The sequence below is a fragment of the Dietzia cinnamea NBRC 102147 genome, assembly GCF_001571065.1.
Taxonomy (GTDB): domain Bacteria; phylum Actinomycetota; class Actinomycetes; order Mycobacteriales; family Mycobacteriaceae; genus Dietzia; species Dietzia cinnamea.
In genome coordinates this window covers 19,443-41,245 of record NZ_BCSW01000020.1, presented here as the reverse complement: position 1 = coordinate 41,245, position 21,803 = coordinate 19,443, and the positions used below count along the sequence as shown (strand labels likewise).

20 protein-coding genes are annotated in these 21,803 nt (G+C 72.5%); 7 read left to right on the top strand and 13 right to left on the bottom strand.

What is annotated here, in order from left to right; all coding sequences use genetic code 11:
• Nucleotides 1-69: 69 nt before the first annotated feature.
• From DCI01S_RS09135 to DCI01S_RS09110, 6 genes are all read right to left on the bottom strand, one after another.
• On the bottom strand, nucleotides 70-1,983 hold the full coding sequence (locus DCI01S_RS09135) for a peptidoglycan D,D-transpeptidase FtsI family protein (protein WP_082767717.1): 1,914 nt from the start codon (nucleotides 1,981-1,983) through the stop codon (nucleotides 70-72).
• 24 nt (nucleotides 1,984-2,007) lie between these two features.
• A complete protein-coding gene (gene ftsL / locus DCI01S_RS09130) occupies nucleotides 2,008-2,823 on the bottom strand; it encodes a cell division protein FtsL (RefSeq protein WP_061228923.1) in 816 nt (271 codons plus the stop codon).
• Nucleotides 2,820-3,842 carry a 16S rRNA (cytosine(1402)-N(4))-methyltransferase RsmH gene (rsmH, locus tag DCI01S_RS09125; protein ID WP_061228922.1) on the bottom strand — a complete coding sequence of 341 codons (1,023 nt, stop codon included), beginning with the start codon at nucleotides 3,840-3,842 and terminating at the stop codon, nucleotides 2,820-2,822. The genes ftsL and rsmH overlap by 4 nt, the downstream gene beginning before the upstream one ends.
• A gap of 172 nt (nucleotides 3,843-4,014) precedes the next feature.
• Nucleotides 4,015-4,491 (bottom strand): division/cell wall cluster transcriptional repressor MraZ, encoded by a 477-nt coding sequence (locus DCI01S_RS09120; protein WP_061228921.1) that lies wholly within the window; start codon nucleotides 4,489-4,491, stop codon nucleotides 4,015-4,017.
• A 786-nt stretch (nucleotides 4,492-5,277) separates the two neighbouring features.
• Nucleotides 5,278-5,694, bottom strand: coding sequence for an SCO2097 family morphological protein (locus DCI01S_RS09115; protein WP_061228920.1), 417 nt, complete (start codon nucleotides 5,692-5,694; stop codon nucleotides 5,278-5,280).
• 176 nt (nucleotides 5,695-5,870) lie between these two features.
• Nucleotides 5,871-6,332: an SAV_6107 family HEPN domain-containing protein gene (locus DCI01S_RS09110; protein WP_244881691.1), complete on the bottom strand. Its 462-nt coding sequence runs from the start codon at nucleotides 6,330-6,332 to the stop codon at nucleotides 5,871-5,873.
• 63 nt (nucleotides 6,333-6,395) lie between these two features.
• Between DCI01S_RS09110 and DCI01S_RS09105 the strand changes: the two genes are divergently transcribed.
• From DCI01S_RS09105 to DCI01S_RS09095, 3 genes are read left to right on the top strand one after another with little or no spacing between them, the layout of a single operon-like run.
• Nucleotides 6,396-6,983, top strand: coding sequence for a GNAT family N-acetyltransferase (locus DCI01S_RS09105; protein ID WP_061228940.1), 588 nt, complete (start codon nucleotides 6,396-6,398; stop codon nucleotides 6,981-6,983).
• Nucleotides 6,980-8,566: a phytoene desaturase family protein gene (locus DCI01S_RS09100; RefSeq protein ID WP_061228919.1), complete on the top strand. Its 1,587-nt coding sequence runs from the start codon at nucleotides 6,980-6,982 to the stop codon at nucleotides 8,564-8,566. The genes DCI01S_RS09105 and DCI01S_RS09100 overlap by 4 nt, the downstream gene beginning before the upstream one ends.
• Nucleotides 8,563-9,321: an LppM family (lipo)protein gene (locus tag DCI01S_RS09095; RefSeq protein ID WP_061228918.1), complete on the top strand. Its 759-nt coding sequence runs from the start codon at nucleotides 8,563-8,565 to the stop codon at nucleotides 9,319-9,321. Before DCI01S_RS09100 ends, DCI01S_RS09095 begins: the two co-directional genes overlap by 4 nt.
• Before the next feature lie 5 nt (nucleotides 9,322-9,326).
• On the opposite strand, the gene metF is transcribed toward DCI01S_RS09095, so the two are convergent.
• Nucleotides 9,327-10,304, bottom strand: coding sequence for a methylenetetrahydrofolate reductase [NAD(P)H] (gene metF, locus DCI01S_RS09090; RefSeq protein WP_061228917.1), 978 nt, complete (start codon nucleotides 10,302-10,304; stop codon nucleotides 9,327-9,329).
• Between the two features lie 95 nt (nucleotides 10,305-10,399).
• Here metF and DCI01S_RS09085 point away from each other — a divergent pair, with 95 nt between their 5' ends.
• Together DCI01S_RS09085 and mptB are read left to right on the top strand one after the other, a co-directional pair.
• Complete coding sequence (locus DCI01S_RS09085; protein WP_109149223.1) at nucleotides 10,400-11,479, top strand: polyprenyl synthetase family protein; 1,080 nt, start codon at nucleotides 10,400-10,402, stop codon at nucleotides 11,477-11,479.
• Between the two features lie 3 nt (nucleotides 11,480-11,482).
• Nucleotides 11,483-13,075, top strand: a complete 1,593-nt coding sequence (mptB, locus tag DCI01S_RS09080; protein ID WP_232302964.1) for a polyprenol phosphomannose-dependent alpha 1,6 mannosyltransferase MptB — start codon at nucleotides 11,483-11,485, stop codon at nucleotides 13,073-13,075.
• On the opposite strand, the gene DCI01S_RS09075 is transcribed toward mptB, so the two are convergent.
• Nucleotides 13,044-13,409: an Rv2175c family DNA-binding protein gene (locus tag DCI01S_RS09075; protein WP_007630648.1), complete on the bottom strand. Its 366-nt coding sequence runs from the start codon at nucleotides 13,407-13,409 to the stop codon at nucleotides 13,044-13,046. The genes mptB and DCI01S_RS09075 overlap by 32 nt on opposite strands.
• 81 nt (nucleotides 13,410-13,490) lie before the next feature.
• On the opposite strand from DCI01S_RS09075, the gene pknB reads away from it, so the two are divergent.
• Nucleotides 13,491-15,680 carry a Stk1 family PASTA domain-containing Ser/Thr kinase gene (gene pknB / locus DCI01S_RS09070; RefSeq protein WP_244881690.1) on the top strand — a complete coding sequence of 730 codons (2,190 nt, stop codon included), beginning with the start codon at nucleotides 13,491-13,493 and terminating at the stop codon, nucleotides 15,678-15,680.
• A 62-nt stretch (nucleotides 15,681-15,742) separates the two neighbouring features.
• Here the strand turns inward: pknB and DCI01S_RS09065 are convergent, their stop codons facing one another.
• From DCI01S_RS09065 to DCI01S_RS09045, 5 genes are read right to left on the bottom strand one after another with little or no spacing between them, the layout of a single operon-like run.
• Nucleotides 15,743-17,149, bottom strand: a complete 1,407-nt coding sequence (locus tag DCI01S_RS09065; protein ID WP_061228914.1) for a class II 3-deoxy-7-phosphoheptulonate synthase — start codon at nucleotides 17,147-17,149, stop codon at nucleotides 15,743-15,745.
• A gap of 36 nt (nucleotides 17,150-17,185) precedes the next feature.
• The gene (locus tag DCI01S_RS09060) at nucleotides 17,186-17,683 is read right to left on the bottom strand and encodes a polyadenylate-specific 3'-exoribonuclease AS (protein ID WP_061228913.1); all 498 of its coding nucleotides are present in this window, start codon (nucleotides 17,681-17,683) and stop codon (nucleotides 17,186-17,188) included.
• 4 nt (nucleotides 17,684-17,687) lie between these two features.
• Nucleotides 17,688-18,428, bottom strand: a complete 741-nt coding sequence (locus DCI01S_RS09055) for a lysophospholipid acyltransferase family protein (RefSeq protein ID WP_007632181.1) — start codon at nucleotides 18,426-18,428, stop codon at nucleotides 17,688-17,690.
• A 45-nt stretch (nucleotides 18,429-18,473) separates the two neighbouring features.
• The gene (locus DCI01S_RS09050; RefSeq protein WP_061228912.1) at nucleotides 18,474-19,361 is read right to left on the bottom strand and encodes a hypothetical protein; all 888 of its coding nucleotides are present in this window, start codon (nucleotides 19,359-19,361) and stop codon (nucleotides 18,474-18,476) included.
• Nucleotides 19,358-19,819 carry an SRPBCC family protein gene (locus tag DCI01S_RS09045; protein ID WP_007632184.1) on the bottom strand — a complete coding sequence of 154 codons (462 nt, stop codon included), beginning with the start codon at nucleotides 19,817-19,819 and terminating at the stop codon, nucleotides 19,358-19,360. The genes DCI01S_RS09050 and DCI01S_RS09045 overlap by 4 nt, the downstream gene beginning before the upstream one ends.
• 139 nt (nucleotides 19,820-19,958) lie before the next feature.
• Between DCI01S_RS09045 and DCI01S_RS09040 the strand changes: the two genes are divergently transcribed.
• Nucleotides 19,959-21,758 (top strand): AMP-dependent synthetase/ligase, encoded by a 1,800-nt coding sequence (locus tag DCI01S_RS09040; protein WP_007632186.1) that lies wholly within the window; start codon nucleotides 19,959-19,961, stop codon nucleotides 21,756-21,758.
• The last annotated feature ends 45 nt before the right edge of the window (nucleotides 21,759-21,803 follow it).

The window sequence follows — 21,803 nt, the reverse complement described above, 5'->3', positions numbered from 1 at the left end:
GTCCTCGCCCCGCCTTCCTCGCTCGATCCCTCCCGTGAACCCGCTACACGCTACCCTGCCGGGCGCCGGTCACCGCGCCTGCAGGACCAGTTCCGGCGCGGGGGCGGACGGCGGGATGTTGTCCCTGTTGACCAGCCATGACGCGATGTCGTGGAACAGCGGGGCGGCGGACGCGCCGAGCACGCCGCGGGAGGGCGCGTCGAGCATGACGGCGATCACGTAGCGCGGGTCGTCGGCCGGCAGGATGCCGGCGAAGGTGATCCAGTAGCGCGAGTTGGAGTAGCAGGAGCAACCCGGGTCGATCTGCTGCGCGGTGCCGGTTTTGCCGCTGATCTGGTAGCCGGCGACCGCGGCCTGGGGGCCGGTGCCGGCCTGCGCCCCGGGCCCGGACTGCACGACCGCGCGGAACATGTCGCGCACGGTGCGGGCGGTCTCGGTGCTGACCACTCGTTCGCCCTCGGGGCGTTCGGTGGGGTGGCTCTCGCCGTCCGGGCCGACCCGCTCGGCGACGATCCGGGGCGGCACGCGGACGCCGTCGTTGGCGATGGTCTGGTAGATCCCGGCCATCTGCAGGGTGGTCATGGACAGGCCCTGCCCTATCGGCAGGTTGGCGAACGTGCCGCCCTGCCAGTTCTGCAGGTCGGGCACGAGGCCCTCCGACTCCCCCGCCAGTTCGATGCCGGTGCGCTGGCCGAGGCCGAACTTCTCCAGGTACTGCGAGAACGGCTCCTTGCCCACCCGCTGGGCGAGCATGAGAGTGCCGACGTTGGAGGACTTCCCGAAGATGCCGGTCGTGGTGTACGGCGTGGGCCCGTGCTGCCACGCGTCGGAGACCGTGACTCCCTCCATGCGGATGCTGCCGTCGACCGAGTGCACCTCGTCCGGGTGGGTCAGTCCGGCCTCGATGGCGGCGGCCGCGGTGATGATCTTCTGCACGGAGCCCGGCTCGAACGGGGAGGTGATGGCCGGGTTGCCGAGGTCCGCGCCACGCTCGAGCTCGGCGCCCACTCCGACGGCCGGGTTGAACGTGTTGTCGTTGGCCATCGCCCGGACCTCGCCGGTCCGCGCGTCCAGGACGACGGCAGAGGCGCTCTTCGCGCCCGAGGTGTCCTTGGCGGACTGGATCGCCTTCTGGACGTGCCACTGCAGGTCGGCGTCGAGGGTGAGGCGGATCGTGTCGCCGTCGCGCGGTTCGGTGACGTTGCGCAGGGTGCCGGGGATGACCGTGTTGTCCTGGGCCCGGTCGAAGGTCTGCCGGCCGTCCTCGCCGTCGAGCTGGTCGTTGAAGTGGGACTCGATGCCCTGCAGGCCGATCAGCTTGCCCTCGTCGCTCTTGGTGGTGGCGCCGACGACATTGGCGGCGAGCGCGCCGCCCGGGTATTCGCGGATGTCGACGCGCTCGGCGCCGATCATCGGGAACTTTCGGACGATCGCGTTGGCCTGGGTGACGTCGACGTTGCGGACGAGGTAGGTGAAGCCGCCACCGGAGGAGAGCTTGGCCTCGATCTCGTCGCGGTCGACGGCGTCGCCGAGCACGGCCTCGAACTCGTCGGCGATCTCCACGACGAGCTCGTCCCACGTCGGCTTGGTGCTGTCGAGCTCGCGGCGGGCCTCGGCGTTCTGCTGTTCGACGAGCGGCTGGATCGACAGGTCGCGGGCCTCGCGGGTGAAGGCGATGGGGTCGCCGTCCAGGTCGACGATCGCCCCGCGGGCGGCCGGCAGGACCTGGTGGACCTGCCGCTGGCTCTCGGCGCGGGCCGCGAGTTCGGTGCCCCCGATGGTCTGCACCCAGAAGAGTTTGACGAGGGCGATCACCATGATCAGCGCGAACGCGGACCGCATGAAGGTGAACCGGCGCTCGGTCGAGTTGGTGGTGAGAACCCGCCCGAACCGGTTCGGTGGCCGTCCGACGCGCGGTTCGGTGGCGCGCGGGTCACCCGAGGTAGCCCGGCGTCCCGCTTCCGGGGTGCGTCGTTCGGTCATCTCGGGGGCCTTTCGGGTGGGGTGCTAGAAGGGTTGTCCGGGCACCGGGGCGAGCGTCGCGGCACCGTCACCAGGCGCCGCCGGGGCGGGCGGCGCGGCCGGGGACACCGGGTCGGGGGCGGGGCCCGCGTCGGCGCCGGGGGCCGGCGGCGCCGGTTCGACCATGGGGGACGGCGGCGCCACCGGGGACGGCGGGCCGGCGAGCGGCGGATAAGGAACGGGGGCGACGCCGCGGGGGGTCCGGTCCTGCGGCACCTGTGCGGGCGGCGCATCGAACGCGTCCCGGTCGGACGACCTCGACGGCTCGGACGCTACCGGAGCGGGTTGGAGCGGCTTGATCGGCGCGCCGAGCTTGGCTTCCGGCTCCCCCACGATCTCGATGACGCCGTCGGATCCCCGGGTCAGGATGGGTGCGCTGGCGACGCCGACCATGCCCAGCTTCTCGGCGCGCTGCGCGAGCACCTCGGCAGAGCGGGCGCGCTCGTTGGACGCGCGGAGCGCCTCCATCCGCTCGACCAGTTCGACGTTGGCGTCGCGTGCGTTCTTGAGGTCGTAGGTGTCCTGGGTGGTCTGGGCCGACAGTAGGAGGGTGCCGCCGACGCCTGCGCCGATGAGGAGGAGCAGGACGACGAGGAAGGGCACCCTCGCGGCCAGTTCCGCGGGGCTCAGACGTTCCGCGGGGACGACCACGGTGCGACGGCCACGGACGGAGCGCGTGACCGGCCTGCGTCGGAGGCCGACGGCCCGTCCCGCCCCGGCCGGGGCGTCGGCGTCCGCGCCGGGGGCCGGGTGGGTGTCGAGCCCGTCAACGGTGCCGGGCGTGTCGATCGTGCTCGTCATGGGGTTCTCCCGTCGATACGCCGGACGCATCGCACCCGGACCGAGGCCGAGCGCGGGTTGTGGTCGATCTCCTCCTGAGAGGCCTTCTCCGCTCCCCTGGTGACGGCCTCGAACTCGGGGCCGTGGCCGGGCAGCTCCACCGGCAGGCCCGCCGGGGTGCGGGAGGCGGTGCGGGTCGCGAGTTCGCGCTTGACGATCTTGTCCTCGAGGGAGTGGTACGCCATGAAGACCGCGCGACCGCCGAACCGCAGGAGGTCGAGGTAGCCGGGCACGGCGTTCTCGACGGCCTCGAGTTCGGCGTTGACCTCGATGCGCAGGGCCTGGAACACTCGCTTGCCCGGATGCCCACCGGTCCGGCGGGCGCCCTGGGGGATCGTGTCGTAGAGCAGTTCGACCAGCTGGGAGCTGGTGACGATGGGATCGGTGTCGCGTCGGCGGACGATCGCGGCCGCGATCTGCCGGGCGAAGCGCTCCTCGCCGTACACCCGGAGGACCCGGGCGATGTCGTCGCGCGGATAGTCGGCGAGGATGTCGGCGGCGGTCGGGCCGGTGGTGGGGTCCATCCTCATGTCGAGCGGCGCGTCCACCGAGTACGCGAATCCGCGCTCGGCGACGTCGAGCTGCATCGAGGAGACGCCGAAGTCGAGGAGGATGCCGTCGATCGCCGGGCCGGCGTCGTCACGCGCATCCGGAGGTAGCGCCGCGGTGACGCTGTCGAAGTCGTCGAAGCGGGCGTGGACGGGAGTGAAGCGGCCGCGATAGGCGGTGAGCCGGCGGGTCGCCATGTCGAGCGCCTCGGGGTCGCGGTCCACGCCGAGTACACGCAGCTCGCCGAACTCGGCCAGCAGGTGCGAGGAATGCCCACCGAGACCGAGGGTGCCGTCCACGATGACGGGTGCGCGCCCCTCCTCCGCGGCGGCCTCGACGACGGGACGGAAGAGCTCGATGGTGCGCTCGAGGAAGACGGGGATGTGCCCGGAGCGCGTGGCGTCGCGGTCGGCATCGGGCCGTTCTGCCATCTCGCCTCCTCGCGTCCGGTCGTCGGTGCTCCGGCGGTTGTGGTGGAGCCCCCTGGTCCCCGTCCGGTACCCACCTGGCGTCGGGGAAGTACGTCAGGGTGGTGCCGGGCAGGGGCCGGGGGGCTCCGTCCGTCGTGCTCTCGTGTGCGTTCTCGTCCTTCCTCTCCCGGGATCAGAACTCGATCCCGAGCGAGGTGCCCTCCATCTCGGAGAACACGGGTAGGTTCTCCGCGCTGTAGCGGTCCCACGCCTCGGCGTCCCAGACCTCGAGACGCTCCCCGAGGCCGTTGACGACGCAGTCCTTGTCCAGACCCGCGTAGTTCCGCTGACTCGCGGGGATGGAGATCCGTCCCTGCGAGTCCAGTTGCTGGACTTCCGCGCCGCTCACCAGGAGCCGGAAGAACGCCATGTGCCTCTCGCTGAGGTTGGCGGTCGGCCGGACCTTTCTGACCAGCGCGTCGAACTCGCCCTCAGGGAAGACCGACAGCGTGTTGGTGAACCACCCACACACCACCACCCCGTCCGCCAGGCCTGGCCTGAATCTGGCGGGGATCGTCAGCCGCCCCTTGTCGTCGAGCTTGGGACGGTGGGTCCCGTACCCGACGAAGGCTCGTTCGCGTCCGGAGTCGACGGGATCGGTGTCGGTCACCCGCCACCTCCTGGGGTCCAGGCCCATCGAGCTCCTTGCGTGCCCCACTGTACCCCACTACGCCCCACAAACAAGGCGTGCGCCCCACTTCTCCCCACTGTCTTACATCACTGCACTTCAGACGGTTTCCGCCTCGTCGACACGGACGACCCCCTGCTGTCGAGCCCTCGTCACGAACCGCACATTCAGCGACTTACTGAGGCCGATGTGACTGAAGTAGCTCATGAGGCGGCCCTGAGGGCGGCCGGTGGGGAGTGGTGGGGCGTCGGGGTGGGGCGTGGTGGGGCTCCGGGGCGGGGAGGGGTCGGGCGCGCAGCCGCCCAGCTCGCTCAGCCGCCCGGCCCGCTCAGCCGAAGCCGCCCAGCTCGCTCAGCCGCAGCCGCCCGGCCCGCTCAGCCGCAGCCGCAGCCGCACGCCAAGATGGCGTCTCGCGCGCACCGCGGTGGGTGCGAGACGCCATCCCCGGGAGCGGCTGCATGCTCGGCGCACATCCGCGCGAGCGAGACGCCATCCGAGGGAGCGGCTGTGGACTCGGCGTTGAGCCCCGCCGGCGAGACGCCGACTGCGCGAGTGGATGCCGGAGGACCCGTGGCGTCCCCGCGAGCGTGGCGTGAATGCGAGAAGCCGTACCCCGGCGGGCCGGCGGGCCGGTGGGCCGGTGGACCGATGGGCCTCGGGCCGGTGGGCCGGTGGGCCGGTGGGCCGGGAAATGGGTGAAGGGGTGAGCGCTGGTGCGCTCACCCCTTCATCTGAAGCGTGGTGGTCGGCCCGGAGGCAGTCGATCGATCAGGGCCCCTGCTCGAAGCGACGGCGGAACCGGTCCTCCATCCTCGAGGAGTAGGACCGACCATCGGAGGACTTGGAGGAGGCCCGCCCGGCCCCGGGGACACGCGGCCCGCCCGGGTTCTTGACCCCCGGCGCACCCGCTGACGGCGTCGAACGTAGCGCGAGCACCCCGGCCGCGAACATGACCAGGAACCCGACGAGGCTCAGCACGGGGAAACCGCCCGGCTTGACGTCGAGGGCCAGACCACCGATGAGAAGTGCCACACCGAGGACGGCGAGCGCCACGACCAGGCCCGCGGGACGCCGGGCGCCACTCGCGCCGGTCTTACGGACGGACGACGCGAACTTGGGGTCGTCGGCGTAGAGCGCGCTCTCGATCTCCTTGAGCATGCGCTGCTCGTGCTCGGACAGGGGCACTTCGACCTCCTTCAGATGCTCGTGATGACGAGCGTGGCCGGCTCGGTCGGTTCGCACCGACCGCGGACGGTGATCAGCCGGTCATGGTTCTCCCCATCATACGAGGGCAACGCGGCCGGGACCACCGGGATTCCCCTGGACGGGCCAGGGGGACGGCGGGTCCGCGGCCGGACGGGTCAGGCCGCGGGGCCCAGGACGCCCAGGCGCCGGTCCACCAGGTCCATGAAGCGGCCCACCGCCCACAGGAAATCGTCCGCCATGCGGGCTGAGATCGTCCGCGGGAGCCCGTCCTCGACGGCGGCAGCTAGAGCGGAATACCCGGCGAAGGCGGTCGCCCACTCCCCCAGTTCAGGCGCCTCCGCCGCGAGCCGGTGCCAGACATCGACCGGACCGCGACGCCGGGGCCCCGGGGCCAGCAACGCGCCGGCAGCGCACCGCGCGGCGCGGTACGCCTCGACGAAGCGCTCCGACGGGTCGGCCGCCGCGACCGCGCGACCACGATGCACCTCGGCGCGCCCGGCGCGGCCGAGTGACCCCGCGGCACCCCCGCGGGACGACCGCGTCCTGCTCGTGGTCCGCGTCCTCCTCGTGTCCATCTGCTGCACCTCCGCCTCCTGCACCTCCGCGTCTGCGCGCACGGTATCGCCGGGGTACGACACATCCCGGCGCCCCGGATCCGCGCCCGTGATCAAATGGGGTGGATGGACACCGTGATCACCCGGCTGGACGCCGCCGACTTCCGAGACCGACTGCCCGAGGCTCTGGGGGTCTACGTCGACGCCATGGGCTACCCGTCGCAGGTGATCCGCTCCCGGGCGGCCGCCTGGATGGAGCACAGCTACCGCGACGGCTGGTCCGGGGTGGCCGCGTTCGAGGCCCCGCGCCGGCGCCTGCTCGGACAGTCGAGGGGCCCGCTGGTCGCGATCTGTTACGGCTACCACGGCGCGCCCGGCCAGTGGTGGTACGAGCAGGTCTCCCGGGGGTTGCGCGACCGGGAGCGCGAACTCCCGTCCGACTACGTCGAGCTGACCGAACTGCACGTCTCGCCCACCCACCAGGGCCGCGGTATCGGCGGGACACTGCTGCGCAGGTTCCTGGCGGACCGTCCGGAGAGCAGGGTCCTGTTGTCCACACCCGAGGTCGAGGGCGAGGACAACAGCGCGTGGCGGCTGTACCGGTCGCTAGGCTTCACCGATGTGCTGCGGTCGTACCGCTTCGAGGGCGATGCACGGCCGTTCGCGGTCCTCGAGCGCACGTTGCCGCTCCCCGTCCCGGGGACCGACGAGTGAGCCGGCGTCATGACGTGGTGGTGATCGGCTCCGGCCACAACGGGCTGGTCTGCGCCGCCTATCTCGCCCGCGCCGGGCACGACGTCCACGTGGTGGAGAAGGACACCGTGATCGGCGGCGCCACCTCGACGGTCGAACGGTACCCCGGTCACCTGACCGATCGCGGGTCGTCGGCGCACCTCATGATCCGGCACACCGGCATCCCGGAGGAGCTCGACCTCGCGGCCCACGGACTGCGCTACATCGACTGCGATCCGTGGGGGTTCGCGCCCGCTCCGCCCGGATCCGGGGAGCCGCCGATCGTCTTCCACCGGGACCTCGACGCGACGTGCGCCAGCATCGCCGCCGCCTGCGGGGACGCCGATGCCGACGCGTACCGCGAGTTCGTCCGGCGGTGGGACGTCCTCGCGGGACGCATGATGAAGGGCTTCTCGGTGCGGCCGACCGCGCCGGGGCTCGGGTCGGCGTTCCTCGGGGCCGAGGACCTGCGCGACCCGTTCGGCGCGGTCCAGACGTTCCTGTCCTCCGGCGACGCGCTCCTGGACTCGATGTTCGACTCCGAGCGGCTCAAGGCCGCGCTCTCGTGGTTCGGGGCCCAGTCCGGTCCGCCGATGTCGCACCCCGCCACCGCCCCGATGATCGGCTTCGCGGCACTGATGCACCGGATCCCGCCCGGGCGCGCGGTGGGCGGGTCCGGGGCGCTGGCTGACGCGCTGACGTCGGCGATCCGGGCGCACGGCGGCACGGTCACCGCCGGCGCCGGGGCAACCGCGATCCGCCGCTCGGGTCCGGGCTGGCGGGTCGACACCGAGGGCGGCGACTCCCTCCACTGCTCGACGGTGGTGGCGGCGTGCCACGTCCACACGACCCTCGACCTCCTCGAGCACGAGTTGCCGGCGACGACGGTGGACGGGTGGCGGCGGCGGATCCGGCCCGGCTTCGGCCTGGGGATGGTCGTCCGGCTGGGCACCACCGACCTGCCGTGCTATCCGGACGTGCCCACCGAGACCAGTGCCCACGGGCTGCAGCTGCTCGTCACGGACCGGCGACACCTCGACCGGCGCTACGGCGTGGCCGCGGCCGGGGGGCTGGACGCGGACCCCGCCGTCCTGGCCATGAGCTTCAGCTCGCTCGACCCCTCCCTCGCGCCGGAGGGCCGACACGAGCTCACCCTCTGGTCGCAGTGGCACCCGCGCCACCTCGCCGACGGGCGGGGCTGGGCCGAGGCCGGGCCCGGGGAGGCCGACCGCATCATCGCAGCGGCGGACCGGTTCGCCCCTGGTCTGGCGGACTCGATCGTCCACCGACACATCCAGACTCCGGAGGACCTGGAGACCGAGCTCGGGCTGCTCGGCGGGAACGTCATGCACGTGGAGATGTCGCTGGACCAGATGCTGCCGATGCGCCCGCACCCCGACCTGCGCGGCCACGCGGTCCCGGGCGCCGACGGGGTGTTCCTCGCCGGAGCGTCCACCCACCCCGGCGGAGGCGTCATCGGCGCCAGCGGCAGGACGGTGGCGCGACTCGTCGGCCGCAGGCTCGGCAGGTCGGCGCTACGGCGTCGGGGGATCCGGGCAGAATGACCGCCGTGACCGTGCCCCGACCGCTCCGGCGTCCCACGACCGTGCCCTCCACGACCGTGCGCCGCTCAGCCGCCTCCGGCCGCTCGCGGCTGTCCCGACGGGTCGCTGGCCTCACCACGCTGGCCGCCCTGCTGGTCGTGCTCACCGGGTGTCTGCAGCTCAACGCGCAGATGAGCGTCCGTAAGGACGACACCGTCTCCGGACGCATCCTCGTCGCCGGGGACCAGCTGGAACAGGCGGCGGCGCTCGAGCGGCTCGGCGCGCCGTCCGGCCTCGAGCAGAAGGTCCGGATCACGCCCTACTCTGCGGACGGGTTCACCGGTCGCGAGATCTACTTCACCCAGTTGACGTTCGCGGAGATGGACGCGCTCTCCCTGGCGATCGACATCGAGGGCGCCCGCCCGTACACGCTCGGATTCCGCCGCAGCGGCGACACCGTGTCGTTCAGCGGCTCGATCGACCTGTCGATGCTCCCGGCTGATCGCGCCGGATCGACGACGACGCGGGTCGACCTGACGTTCCCCAACCGCATCAGCGAGACCAACGGGACCGTCGGCGCGGGGAACTCCGTGAGCTGGACGCCCGCACCGGGGTCCATCACCCGGATGCAGGCCTCGTCCTCGTACCCGGACCCTGCCACCCGCGGCTTCGCCGTGTGGATGATCGTGGGCGTCGGCGCAGCCCTGCTGGTGTCCATCGGGACGATCCTGGCCGCGCGGACCTCGAGGGCCCGCGCGGACCGGCTGGTGCGCTGAGGCGGTCAGATCCGGCTGGCCGCCACCCCGGGCGCGGGCGCCATCGACAGGTTTGTGAGGACCTCGCGGGTGGCCCGCGAGAAGTTGAGGGTGTTGAAGTGCAGACACGGCACGCCCTCGGAGATCAGCCGCTCACACATCCGAGTGGTCAGGTCGATCCCCACCTCGCGCACCGCCTCGCGGTTCTCCTCCGGCCCGTCCCCCGCCGCGGTGCGCAGGCGCTCGGCCAGGTCGTCGGGCAGCGCGCACCCCGACAGCTCGACCATCCGCTTGACCTGACGCAGGCTGGTGACCGGCATGAGACCCGGGATTATCGGCTTGGCGCCCTGCTCCGGATCGGCCGCGACGGCTCGGTCCCGCAGCCGGAGGTAGTGCTCGACGTCCCAGAACATCTGCGTGATGGAGTACTCGGCCCCCGCGCGCAGCTTGCCGACCAGGACCTCGGTGTCGTGGTCGAGGTCGCGGGCCCGGTAGTGCCCCTCGGGGAAGGAGGCCACGCCCACGTGGTACTCACCCACCTCGTGGATCAGCCGCACGAGCTCCTCGGCGTAGTGCAGCCCCTCCGGGTGGGCCGTCCACTCACCCAGCGGGTCCCCGGGCGGGTCGCCGCGGAGCGCGAGGATGTTGGAGACCCCCGCCTCGCCGTACATCCGGACCATGTCGGTGAGCTCGGCCACCGTGTGCCCGACCGCCGTGAGGTGGGCGATGGGGACGAGGTCGGTCTCGCGGACGATGCGCTCCACGACCCGGACGGTCCGGTCCCGCGTCGACCCGCCCGCCCCGTAGGTCACGGAGACGAACGCCGCACCGAGCTCGGAGAACACGGAGGCCGCACGCCAGAGACGCTCCTCGGCGGCCTCGTCGCGGGGCGGGTAGAACTCGACGGAGAACGGCACCCTCGGGGTGGTGGACGTCTCGATCCGCTCCACGATGCTGGGGTGCCGGCCACCGCCCGTCTGGTCGGAGTCGGGTAGCTGGGTCACCCGACCAGGGTAGCCCGACACGCGTCCGGTCCGGCCGTCGCCCGACGACTAGGATCGTCGGCGACGAGGGCGACCGGACCGGGCGCCCGGAAGGGATGGTGCCCGTGGTCATGGCGACCCGCCCCGACGACGGAGAACGCGTCCTCGCCACGCTCCGCCGCCACATCGAGGGACGGCGCACGGTCGTCGCCGCGGTCGACGAGCGGGTGGACCGGCTGGCCGGGCTCCTGTCGGACTTCGTGCTCGACGGCGGCAAGCGGATGCGGCCCCGCTTCGCACTGGCCGGGTGGGCCGCGTCCCGGCCCGACGCCGGCCCGGCGCCCGAGGAGGTCGTGACCGCCTGCGCCGCCCTCGAGCTGATCCAGGCGTGCGCCCTCGTCCACGACGACATCGTCGACGCCTCCGACACCCGCCGCGGCCGACCCACCGTGCACCGCGCTATCGAGTCGGCGCACCGCCGGGACGGGTGGGACGGCGACGCCGCCCGCTACGGGGTGTCCCAGGCGATCCTCGTCGGCGATCTGGCCCTGAGCTGGGCCGACGAGATGTTCGTGACGTCAGGCGTCGATCCGGCCGCGCTGGGCCGGGCGCTCGGCCCGTGGCACGCCATGAAGACCGAGGTCCTGTCCGGCCAGATGCTCGACATCCTCGCCGAGGCGTCGGGGGCCACGGACGAGCAGACCCCCGCCCGGGTGAACCGCTTCAAGACCGCGGCCTACACCGTCGAGAGGCCCCTGCACATCGGGGCCGAGCTCGCCGGCGCGACCGACGAGACGGTCGCCACGCTGAGGGAGTTCGGCGTCGCCGTGGGCCAGGCGTTCCAGCTGCGTGACGACCTGCTCGGGGTGTTCGGCGACCCGGAGGTCACCGGGAAGCCGTCCGGGGACGACCTACGTGAGGGCAAGCGCACCCTCCTGCTCGCACGCGCGATGACCCTCGCGCCCGGCGAGGACGCGCGCTTCCTCGCCGGAGTCCTGGGAACCGAACCCGACGGCCCGACGCTCGAACGGGCCCGCGCCGTCCTCGTGGACTCCGGAGCGGTCGCCTCCGTCGAGACCGAGATCGAGGAGCTGACCGCCCGCGCGCTGGACGCGATCGCCTCGGAGGCGATCAGCGCACACGGGCGGGACATGCTGCGGGACCTCGCGGAGGCCGCGACCCGCCGACGGGCCTGACCCGTGCCCGCTGCCACGGGACGCCGACCTGAGCGGAACTCCTCGTCGTCGTCACGCCCGCCCACCCGGACCACCTCGGCGGTGGGCTCCGCCCGCGCCGCCCTCACCGGCCCGTCCGGCCCCGCGCTGTGGCGGGGCGTCCTCGGTTCCGCACTGCTCACCGTCTCCGGCTTCGGCGCCGGCGCGCTGCCGGTCGACGGCGGCCCCGCGGTCGCGATAGGCCTGCCCGGTTTCACGTTCGGCCACGGTGAGGTCCTGGCCCTCGTCCTGTGCTGGGCGGGCGTCGCGCTCCTGGTCACGTCGTGGCTCTCGCTCGGCCCCCGAGCGGTCTCCGGACGGCTCCCCACACGCGACGCCGCGTGGGCCACCGCGCTGTGGTCGCTGCCGCTGCTGCCCGCGGTCCCCCTGTTCAGCCGCGACGCGTGGTCGTACCTGGCTCAGGGCGCGATGACCGCCGCGGGCGTCGACCCGTACGAGTACGGGCCCGAGGCCAACCCCGGCCCGTTCACCACCGAGGTCAGCTCCGACTGGCAGTCCACCGCCACCCCCTACGGCCCCCTGCACCTGCTCCTCATGCGCGGCGTCGTGGCCCTGTCGGGCGGGCATCCCGCGGTGGGCGTGCTGATCCTGCGTGTGCTGGTGCTGGTCGCGCTGGCCGGGCTCGTCGCGCTCGTGGCGGCGGCTGCTCGCCGCGCCGGGGTCGACGCGGGCGCGGCCGTGTGGATGGCCGGCGCGTCACCACTGACCGTCATCCACCTCGCGGGCGGCCTGCACAACGAGATCTTCCCCCTGGTGGCGTGCCTCGCGGCGGTCGTGCTCACCCTCGACCGGCGCTACGCGTGGGCGGGGGCCGCGATCGGCCTCGCCGTGGCGTTCAAGGCCACCGCCGTGATCGTCGCGCCGTTCCTGCTGTGGATCGCCCTCGACCGGCGCCGACGCCCGCAGGACTCCACGCGGCCTCTCGCGCGGTCGCACCGGAGTCCCCTCGTGGGCGCGGTCCTCGACACGGTCGTCGCAGCGGGCGCGGCGGTCGTCGTGTTCGCGCTGGCCACTCTGGCCGCCGGCACGGGCCTCGGCTGGGTGGACGCCATCTCCGTCTCCGACCGGGTCATCAACTACCTGAGCGCGCCTACTGCTGTGGCCCACCTCATCCACGCCGCGTTCGACACCCCCGGCTTCGAGGACGTCCTCGCCGTGACCCGGCGGGTGGGACGTGTAGTGCTCGCGGTGGCGCTGGTGGCGGTGTGGTGGCGGTACCGCCGGGACACCCGGTCGGCGCTGCGCGGCATCATGGTCGCGCTGCTGACCTTCGTGGTGCTCAACTCGCTGTCCTGGCCGTGGTACCACGTGTGGGTGGCCGCGTTCTGGTTTGTCGCCCGGCCGGGCCCGCGCGCGACGACCGCGGCGGTCGGAGTGACCGTCTTCCTCGTCCTGGGGATCGGCCCGAACGGCTCGACCAGCCTCTACAGCCCCGCGCTAGTCGGCGCGGCCCTCGTGGCGTCCGCTGCCGCGGTCTGGTGGTGGTGGCGTGCGACCGCAGCAGCGCGCACCGGCCCCGACTCCGTCAGAACGCCATCGCCTGAGCGCGACGCATGACCTCCCGTGCGCGGTGGCCGTGGAGCGCGTCGGCCGGGCGGCCGGGCAGGCTGTCGTCCTCGGTGAACAGCCACCGCAGAATCTCCTCGTCCCGATAACCCCCGTCCCGCAGGACGGCGATCAGTCCCGGAAGGAAACGCACGACCTCGTCGTCGTCCAGAAAGACGGCCGGCACCACGACGACGCCCGCCCGGCGGACGGCGAGCAGTGTCCCGTCGCGCAGCAGATCGTGCACACGGGTCACCGGGATGCCGAGGCGCTCGGACACCTCGGGCAGGTTGATGGTCTCGGCCCCGGCGGGCAGGACGTCGTCGCAGTGCGGAACGGTACTCACGCCTCCCACGTTAGACCCCGGGCCGCGTCAGGACGTCTCCGGACGTACCGCGGACGGGGCGGGAGGGGCAGAATGGACGCTATGAGCACTTACGACGGGCAGCCCCCCGGACCAGGCACCCTGCTCGACGGGCGCTACCGGCTCGACGCCGTGATCGCCCGCGGTGGCATGTCCACGGTCCACCTGGCCACGGACGAGCGGCTCGACCGTCACGTCGCCGTCAAACTGCTCGACCCCACCCTCGCCGGCGACCGCGCGTTCGTGGACCGGTTCACGCTCGAGGCCCGGTCCGCCGCGCGCCTGTCCGATCCCGGCATCGTCCAGGTCTTCGACCAGGGCGTCGAGGCGGGGACCGCGTTCCTGGTCATGGAACTGGTGCCCGGCGGCACGCTGCGCGAACTCCTCGACGAGCGCGGGCCGATGCCGCCGTACGCCGCGGCCGCCGTACTGCGCCCGCTGCTCGGCGCGCTCCGCGAGGCCCATGCCGCCGGCCTCGTCCACCGGGACATCAAACCCGAGAACGTCCTGATCTCGACGACCGGCGCGGTCAAGCTGGCCGACTTCGGCCTGGTCCGCGCGGTCGCCGAGTCGCGCGCCACCTCCAGCAGCGTGGTCATGGGCACCGCCGCTTATCTCTCCCCCGAGCAGATCTCCGGCGCCGACACGGACCCGCGCTCCGACCTGTACTCCCTGGGCGTGCTGACCTACGAGATGCTCACCGGGGAGCCGCCGTTCAGCGGTGACAACAACATCGCGGTGGCCTACCGTCGCCTCGACACCGACGTCCCCGCGCCGTCCGACCAGTCCGACACCGTCGCCGAGGACCTCGACCACCTGGTCCTGCGCGCCACCCGCCGTAGCCGCGAGGACCGCTACGCCGACGCCGACGAGATGCTGCGCGACCTCGATCGCGCCGCCAAGATCGGGCGGTTCCCCGACTACGTCGTCCCGGCGCCGAGGCAGTCCTCGTGGACGCGGGCCCGGGCGAACGCCGCGCGCGCCACCCCGGGCGGTGAATCCGAGTTCGACGCCGCCGACCGCGAGAGCGGCGAGGCCCTGCGCCGCGGCGACGGTCCGACGCCCACCCGGGTCCAGACACGCGCCGACCTCGCCCCGGCGCCCCCGGCCGGCGGGCACGCCGAGCCCGCCCGCGCGCCGCGCGGTGAGATGGAGGCCGCGCCCGACCGCGACATCATCCGGCCGCGCCGACAGCGCGGCATGTTATGGCTCATCGTGGTGCTCGCCGCCGCGATCGGACTGGCCGTCGCCGGCTGGTGGCTCGGCTCGGGGCGGTTCGTGGAGGTGCCCTCCGTCCAGGGGATGTCGGTGGGCCAGGCCACCGACGCGGTCAACGCCGTGGGGCTCGCGGCCGCGACGCGCGACGCCTTCAGCAACGACGTCCCCCCCTCCGGCCTGGTGGGCACCGACCCCGCGGCGGGTGAGAAGGTGCCCCGCGGGGACACCGTCGCCGTGTTGGTGTCGGTGGGGCGCCCGGTGGTGCCCGAGGTGGGTGCGAACCGCACCGTCGACGCCGTCTCGGCCGCCCTCCGTGAGAACTCGCTGGAGCCGGTGCGCGGCGGCACCGAGTACTCCGACTCGGTGCCAGTCGGCCAGGTGGTGTCGCTGCAGCCCGGCGCGGGCACGACCGTCGACGTGGGCACGCGCGTGGCCATGATCACCAGCTCCGGGCCGGCGCCGGTGGCCGTGCCGGAGGTGGTGGGCCTGGCCGAGGACCAGGCGCGCGCCGCCATCGAGGGCGCCGGGCTCGCCGTCTCGCAGGTCAGGAGGGTGTACGACGACGAGGTGGATGGTGGCCTGGCCGTGGGCACCGACCCGGACGCCGGGACCGACGTGTCCCGCGGCGACGGGGTCGTCCTGCTGGTCTCCAACGCACTGACCGTGCCCGACATCAGGGACGTGCCCGTCGACGAGGCGACCGACGTGCTCGAGAAGGCCGGGTTCACGGTCGTCCTCGAGTCGCCCGTCACCGATCGTCAGGTCGCCGACGGTCGGGTGGTCCGTACCGAGCCGCCCGCCGGGACCCGCCTCGACCCGTCGGGCGCTGTGCTGCGGATCGTGCCGTCCGACGCGGTGACCGTCCCGGTCGTGCTGGGCTCCCGCGCGTCCGACGCCCGCCAGCGTCTGCAGGAGGCCGGACTGCGCGCCACGATCGACGCGGGGACGTCGAGCGGCATCGTCTACGGCCAGACCCCGCTGCCCGGCCGGGTGGTGGCCAGGGGCAGCGAGGTCGAGATCGACGCCCTCGGCTGACGCGGCCCTGGGCTGACGCGGCACTGGGCTGACGCGTCGCGCCGGCGGCCGGGCCCGACGCGTCAGTGGCGCAGCATCTCCGCGACCAGGTAGGCCAGCTCGAGCGACTGCTGGGTGTTGAGCCGCGGGTCGCAGGCCGTCTCGTACCGGCCCGCCAGATCCAGGTCGGAGATGTCCTGGGCGCCGCCGAGGCACTCCGTGACGTCCTCGCCGGTCAACTCGATGTGGATCCCGCCGGGATGCGACCCGAGCGCGTGGTGCACCTCGAAGAAGCCCTGGACCTCGTCGATGATCCGGTCGAAATGGCGGGTCTTGTACCCGTTCGACGTGGAGTGGGTGTTGCCGTGCATCGGGTCGCACTGCCAGATGACCTTGTGCCCGGTGGCCTCCACCGCACGGACGATCGGCGGCAGGGCCTCGCGGACCTTGTCGTTGCCCATGCGGGAGACCAGGGTCAGTCGGCCCGGCCGGTTGTGAGGGTCGAGCTTCTCGACGTACTCGACCGCGAGCTCGGGCGTCGTGGTGGGCCCGATCTTCAGTCCGATGGGGTTCTGGATGAGCGAGGCGAACGCCACGTGGGCGTCGTCGATGCCGCGGGTGCGCTCCCCGATCCACAGGAAGTGGGCCGACAGGTCGTACAGGCCCTGCTCGGCGTCACCGGTGAGTCCCGTCCCGTCATCGGCCAGGCGCAGCATCGCCCGCTCGTAGTCCAGGACGAGGGCCTCGTGGGAGGAGAAGATGTCGGCGGACCGCAGGTTCGCGTCGGAGACGCCGCACGCGTCCATGAAGCGCAGGCCCCGGTCGACCTCCGCGGCCAGGGCCTCGTAGCGAGCGCCGGCCGGCGAACCGGCGACGAACTCCATGTTCCACTCGTGCACGCGGTGCAGGTCGGCGGTGCCCGACGCCGTCAGGGACCGGACGAGGTTCATCGCCGCGGCCGCGTTGGCGTAGGCGCGGACCAGGCGGGACGGGTCGTGCTCACGTGCCGCCTCGTCCGCCTCGATGCTGTTGACCATGTCACCCCGGTAGGACAGCAGTCCGCTGCCGTCGCGGTCGGCGGACCGGGGCTTGGCGTACTGGCCGGCGATGCGACCGACCTTGACCACGGGCATCGAGGCACCGTAGGTCAGCACGACCGACATCTGCAGGAGCGTGCGGATCACGCCCTTGATGTGGGGCTCGGTGTTGGCCTCGAACGTCTCGGCGCAGTCACCGCCCTGCAGCAGGAACGCCCGACCGTGGGCCACGTCGGCCAGGCGGTCTGAGAGGTGCTCGACCTCGGAGGCCACGCAGATCGGCGGGACGCTCTCGAGGACCTTGCGCATGGCGGCGGCGTGCTGCGGGTCCCACGACGGCTGCTGCAGCGCCGGCCGGGAGAGCGCATCGGCCAACTGCCTGTCGAGGTCCGCGGAGAGCGGCGGCAGGTCGGGGAGTTGCGCGATGTCGACGTCGACTGTCCAGTTGCTCACCCCGGCGACGATACGCCACCGCGCGCGGGCGAGGCCTCAGAGACCCAGGTGGGGCGCCTGCTCGGCGATGGCCCGGAACCGCATCGCCACATGGCGGGCGTCACCGAGTGCGTCGTGTGCGCCCCCGGGGTGCGCCGGCAGCTCCGGCCGGCCGGCGAGCTCCCACAGTTGGCGGACGTCGCGGGTGAACTTGGGCATCGCCGCCGGGAGCTTCGTCATGTCGCCCCACAGCTGGCACACCGCGACGTGGTCGTAGGCGCCGATCCACGCCCACATCTCGACCGGGCCGGTGGGCGGGGCCGTGAGGAAGTCGTAGAGCTCGTCGCGGATCCGGGCCCTCGACATCCACGCCGCGGACGACGGGTTGGGGAGTTTGGGCAGGACGTTGCGGCGGACCCACGGGCCGGCCGTCGACGAGTCGAACTCGGTGGACACCGCGTAGAACTCGCGACCGTCCTCGGCGACGACCCCCACCGACACCAGGTCGATGGTCGTGCCGTCCTCAATGAACTCGCAGTCGTAGAAGTACCGCACCTCGTCAGCGCTGTCCGTCGACGGGCTGGTCGAGCAGGTTGTGCCCTGACTCGCGGACCGCCTGGTAGCGCTTCTTCATGTCCGCGCCGTAGATGTCGTGGACGTACTCCTGGCCGGTGAGTGCCTGGATGCGACGCATGAGCTCGTCGGTGACCTCGCGCTCGGCCGCCCGGTCGCCTTCACGGCCGGCCCACGGCGAGAGGTCGAGCGGCTCGCCGAGCATAACGCGGACCTCGGTGCGCGGGAAGAAGCGGAACCTGGTCGCCTTGCGGACGTACTCGCCGGTGCCGGAGACCCCGACGGGGATGATCGGCACGCCCGCGCGCAGCGCCAGCCGGGCCGGCCCGGTCTTGCCCCGGTAGAGCCGTCCGTCCGGGGAACGGGTGCCCTCGGGATAGATGCACAGGATGCGCCCGGACGACAAGACCTCGAGACCGGCGTCCAGCGCCGCCTGTGCGGCGTCGGCGTTGGTGCGGTCGATCGGGTACTGCCCGGAGCCGGCGAAGAACCACCGGCTGAGCATCCCGCGGATGCCGGTTCCCGTGAAGTAGTCACTCTTGGCCAGGAACGTCACCCGGCGCGGCAGGAGCAGCGGGGTGAACAGCCAGTCCGCGACCGACTGGTGGTTGCCGACGAGGAGAGCGGCCCCCCGGGCCGGGAAGTGCTCGCGTCCCGTCACGACCCGCCGACTCGTCACCCGGAGGAACGGGCCGATGAGCACGTACTTGAACAGGTAGTACAGCAACGCGGTCCCCGGTCCTCTCGTGGTGCCAATCGACGAATGCGGATACTACCTGGCCGTGTCGGCGGAACCGGTCGGCACGAGGTTCTGCGGCCACAGATCGGGGTCCGGGAGAAAGCGTAGCCGGACCCGCCCGGCGCCGGCGTCGAAGGTCGAGTCGACGAGGACGCAGCGGGTCAGCAGCGGCGGCAGGCCGAGAACGGCGCGGAAACCGTCGTGTTCGAGGCGGAGCCGGTCGCCCTCGACGGACGCCGGCGTGGAGGGCGCGGTCGGGACGGGGTATTCGACGCGGTATCCCCCGTCGCCGTCAGGCGCCACCTCGGGCCGGACGGCGCCGCGCGCCAGCGCCGCCATCGCGGCCGTCCGCTCCGGTGCGCGGCCGACGACGATCACCTCGAGAGGGCCCGAGAGGAAACCGGCCACGTCACCGGCGAGCAGCGCGAGCCGGTGCGCCTCCCGGACACGGGCGTCCGCACGGGCGCCGGCGGCCATGGACGCGAAGCGCACGTTCGCCGGCCACTGCGACTCGACGAAGGCGGCCAGTTCCCCGGCCGCGGCGATGCGGCGGACGGCGGCCAGGTCCCCGTCGAGTTCAACCACGACGACGTCCCAGTAACCGGACGCCGCCGCGCGGCGCGCGTACTCCCATCCGAGCACGGCCGCCAGCGGCGTGTCGCCGCCTGCCGAGAGGGCGGCCAGGACGTCGTCATCCGGGTCGGCGGCACCGGATCGGTACGCCTCCAGCCTCGCGGTCGGGTCGTCGGCGCGGACCTCGACCGGGCCCTCGTCGGAGGTGTCGAGACGGGGGTCGACGGCATCAGGGTGCCCGGTCAGGACCAGGGCGGTCCGCCCGGACTCCGCGAGTAGCCCGCCGGTGACGCCGGCGCGTTCGGCAGGGTCGCCGCCGAGGACGACGACCACACGGGTGTGGTTCACCGGGACTCGGCCCGTCGTTTGAGCTCACTGAGCGCGTCGCCCAGGATGCGTCGCTGGGCACGACTGCGCAGACTGCCGATCACCGGCACCGTCAGTTCGATCTCCAGTTCGTAGTCCACCCGGGTGCCGGCTTCCACGGGTTCCAGACGATACGACCCGCGCTGGTCCCGCTGCAGCGTCGAGCTCTCGAGGCGCCACTCCACCGAGCGGTGATCCGCCGACCAGGAGTACACGAGCACGTACTCGTCGACGATCGCGCCCGCTCGCAGCTGGAACCGCACTCTGTCCGGGCGGCCGTCCGCGCCCGTCGACAGCACCTCGGCGGCGTCGATCGACGCGGACCACTCCGGATAGGCCGCGAAGTCGGCGATGACCGCCATGACGTCCGCCACCGACGCGTCGACCACGGTGGAGTCTCTGGTCGGCCAGACCTCGGGGGCGCCGTCGTGCTCGCTCATGCCCTCCAGCTTCACACATCCCGACCCGGGATGCGCCCACGCCGAGTCCTGAGGGTGCCGGTCGCCGTGGTCGCCGTGCCGGGGCGGCGATAGTGTGTGGTCACCGACATACGACGAACGTCACCACCGGGAGGACCCTTTGCGCGAATACGTCGCGGCACCCGCCACCTTCACCGTCCCCGACGACTGGTCCTGCGTTCAGTCGGCCTACGACCGAGCGGAACAGACTCCGGAGAACGTGGCGTTCCTCAAGCCCGTCGGCGGGCGGTGGACGGACGTCACCAACCGTGAGTTCGCCGAGGAGGTCCGCACGGTCGCCCGCGGCCTCGTGGCCCTGGGCGTCCAGGCGGGCGACAGGGTCGCCCTGCTCAGCGCCACGCGCTACGAGTGGAACCTGATCGACTTCGCCATCTGGGCGGTCGGGGCGGTCACGGTGCCGGTGTACGACAGCTCGAGCGCTGACCAGATCCGGTGGATCATGGAGGACTCCGGCGCGAAGCTGATCATCGTCGAGAACGACACCCACGCGGCGACGGCCCGCGAGGGCATCGAGGGGCTCGAGGTCTCCGACGTCCTCGTGATCGACGGCGCCGAACCGGTTCTGGAGACTCTCACCGCCCAGGGCGCCTCGGTCGACGCCTCCGTCCTGGACGAGCGCCGAGCCACGGTGCGGGCCGACTCGCCCGCGACACTCATCTACACCTCCGGCACGACGGGGCGCCCCAAGGGCGTCATGCTCAGCCACCACAACTTCATGTCCGAGACGCTCGCCGTGCTCGAGACGCCCTTCAGCCAGATCCTGCGCATCGACGCGACCTCGGTGATGTTCCTCCCGTTGGCGCACGTGCTGGCCCGCGCGATCACCTATGCCGGCTTCCACGCCGGTGTGACGATCGCGCACTCCTCCGACCTCACCAACCTCGTCGACACCTTCGGCGAGATGAAGCCGCACTACATCCTGGCGGTCCCCCGCGTCTTCCAGAAGGTCTTCAACAAGGCCCGGGCGACCGCCCAGGACGGCGGCACGGTCAAGGCGTGGATGTTCGACAAGGCGGCCGACACCGCCGTGGCGTACTCCAAGGCCAACCGGGGCGACGGCCGCGTGGGTCCGCTCCTCCGGCTGCGCCACGCCCTCTTCTCGAAGCTCGTCTACGCCAAGCTCGTCAACGCCCTCGGTGGACGCTGTGAGGTCGCCATCTCCGGCGGCGCGGCCCTCGGTGACCGGCTGACCCACTTCTTCGACGGCATCGGGGTCAACATCTTCGAGGGTTACGGCCTGACGGAGACGTGCGCCGCGATCACGGTGAACACCCCGGGCCACATGCGCATCGGCAGCGTCGGCCAGCCGCTGCCCGGGTGCGCCGTCCGTATCGCCCAGGACGGCGAGGTCGAGGTGAGCGGCCCCGTGGTGGCCTCCGGCTACTGGCAGAACGAGAAGGCGACCGCCGAGTCCTTCACGGACGGCTGGTTCCGGACCGGCGACCTCGGCTCGCTGGACGAGGACGGCTACCTGTCGATCACCGGCCGCAAGAAGGAGATCATCGTCACGGCCGGCGGCAAGAACGTGGCTCCCAACCAGCTGGAGGACGCCCTGCGCGCCGATCCCCTGGTCGCGGAGGCGGTCTGTGTGGGCGACGGCAAGCCGTTCGTCTCCGTCCTGCTGACCCTCGATCCGGAGGCCCTGGAGCGCTGGAAGTCCCACCACGACAAGTCGGGGTCACTGTACGAGCTGCTCAAGGACGCCGACATGATCGAGCACCTCGATCAGGCGTTGGCGCGGGCGAACCGCAGCGTGTCGCACTCGGAGTCGATCAAGAAGTACCACGTCCTGCCGGACCAGTTCACCGAGGAGACCGGCGAGCTCACCGCGTCTCTCAAGGTCAAGCGCAACGTGGTGCACCAGAAGTACGCCGAGCAGATCGAGGCCCTCTACGCCTGACGGCGCGGCCTGACGGTCGGGCCGAGCCGGACGGCACGACGGCCC

What these genes read in the sequence shown, in the direction of transcription:
- DCI01S_RS09135 (WP_082767717.1), bottom strand. Translation starts at nt 1,983, where the DNA reads ATGACCGAACGACGCACCCCGGAAGCGGGACGCCGGGCTACCTCGGGT.
- DCI01S_RS09105 (WP_061228940.1), top strand. Translation starts at nt 6,396, where the DNA reads ATGGACACCGTGATCACCCGGCTGGACGCCGCCGACTTCCGAGACCGA.
- ftsL (WP_061228923.1), bottom strand. Translation starts at nt 2,823, where the DNA reads ATGACGAGCACGATCGACACGCCCGGCACCGTTGACGGGCTCGACACC.
- DCI01S_RS09045 (WP_007632184.1), bottom strand. Translation starts at nt 19,819, where the DNA reads ATGAGCGAGCACGACGGCGCCCCCGAGGTCTGGCCGACCAGAGACTCC.
- DCI01S_RS09095 (WP_061228918.1), top strand. Translation starts at nt 8,563, where the DNA reads ATGACCGCCGTGACCGTGCCCCGACCGCTCCGGCGTCCCACGACCGTG.
- DCI01S_RS09085 (WP_109149223.1), top strand. Translation starts at nt 10,400, where the DNA reads ATGGTGCCCGTGGTCATGGCGACCCGCCCCGACGACGGAGAACGCGTC.
- pknB (WP_244881690.1), top strand. Translation starts at nt 13,491, where the DNA reads ATGAGCACTTACGACGGGCAGCCCCCCGGACCAGGCACCCTGCTCGAC.
- rsmH (WP_061228922.1), bottom strand. Translation starts at nt 3,842, where the DNA reads ATGGCAGAACGGCCCGATGCCGACCGCGACGCCACGCGCTCCGGGCAC.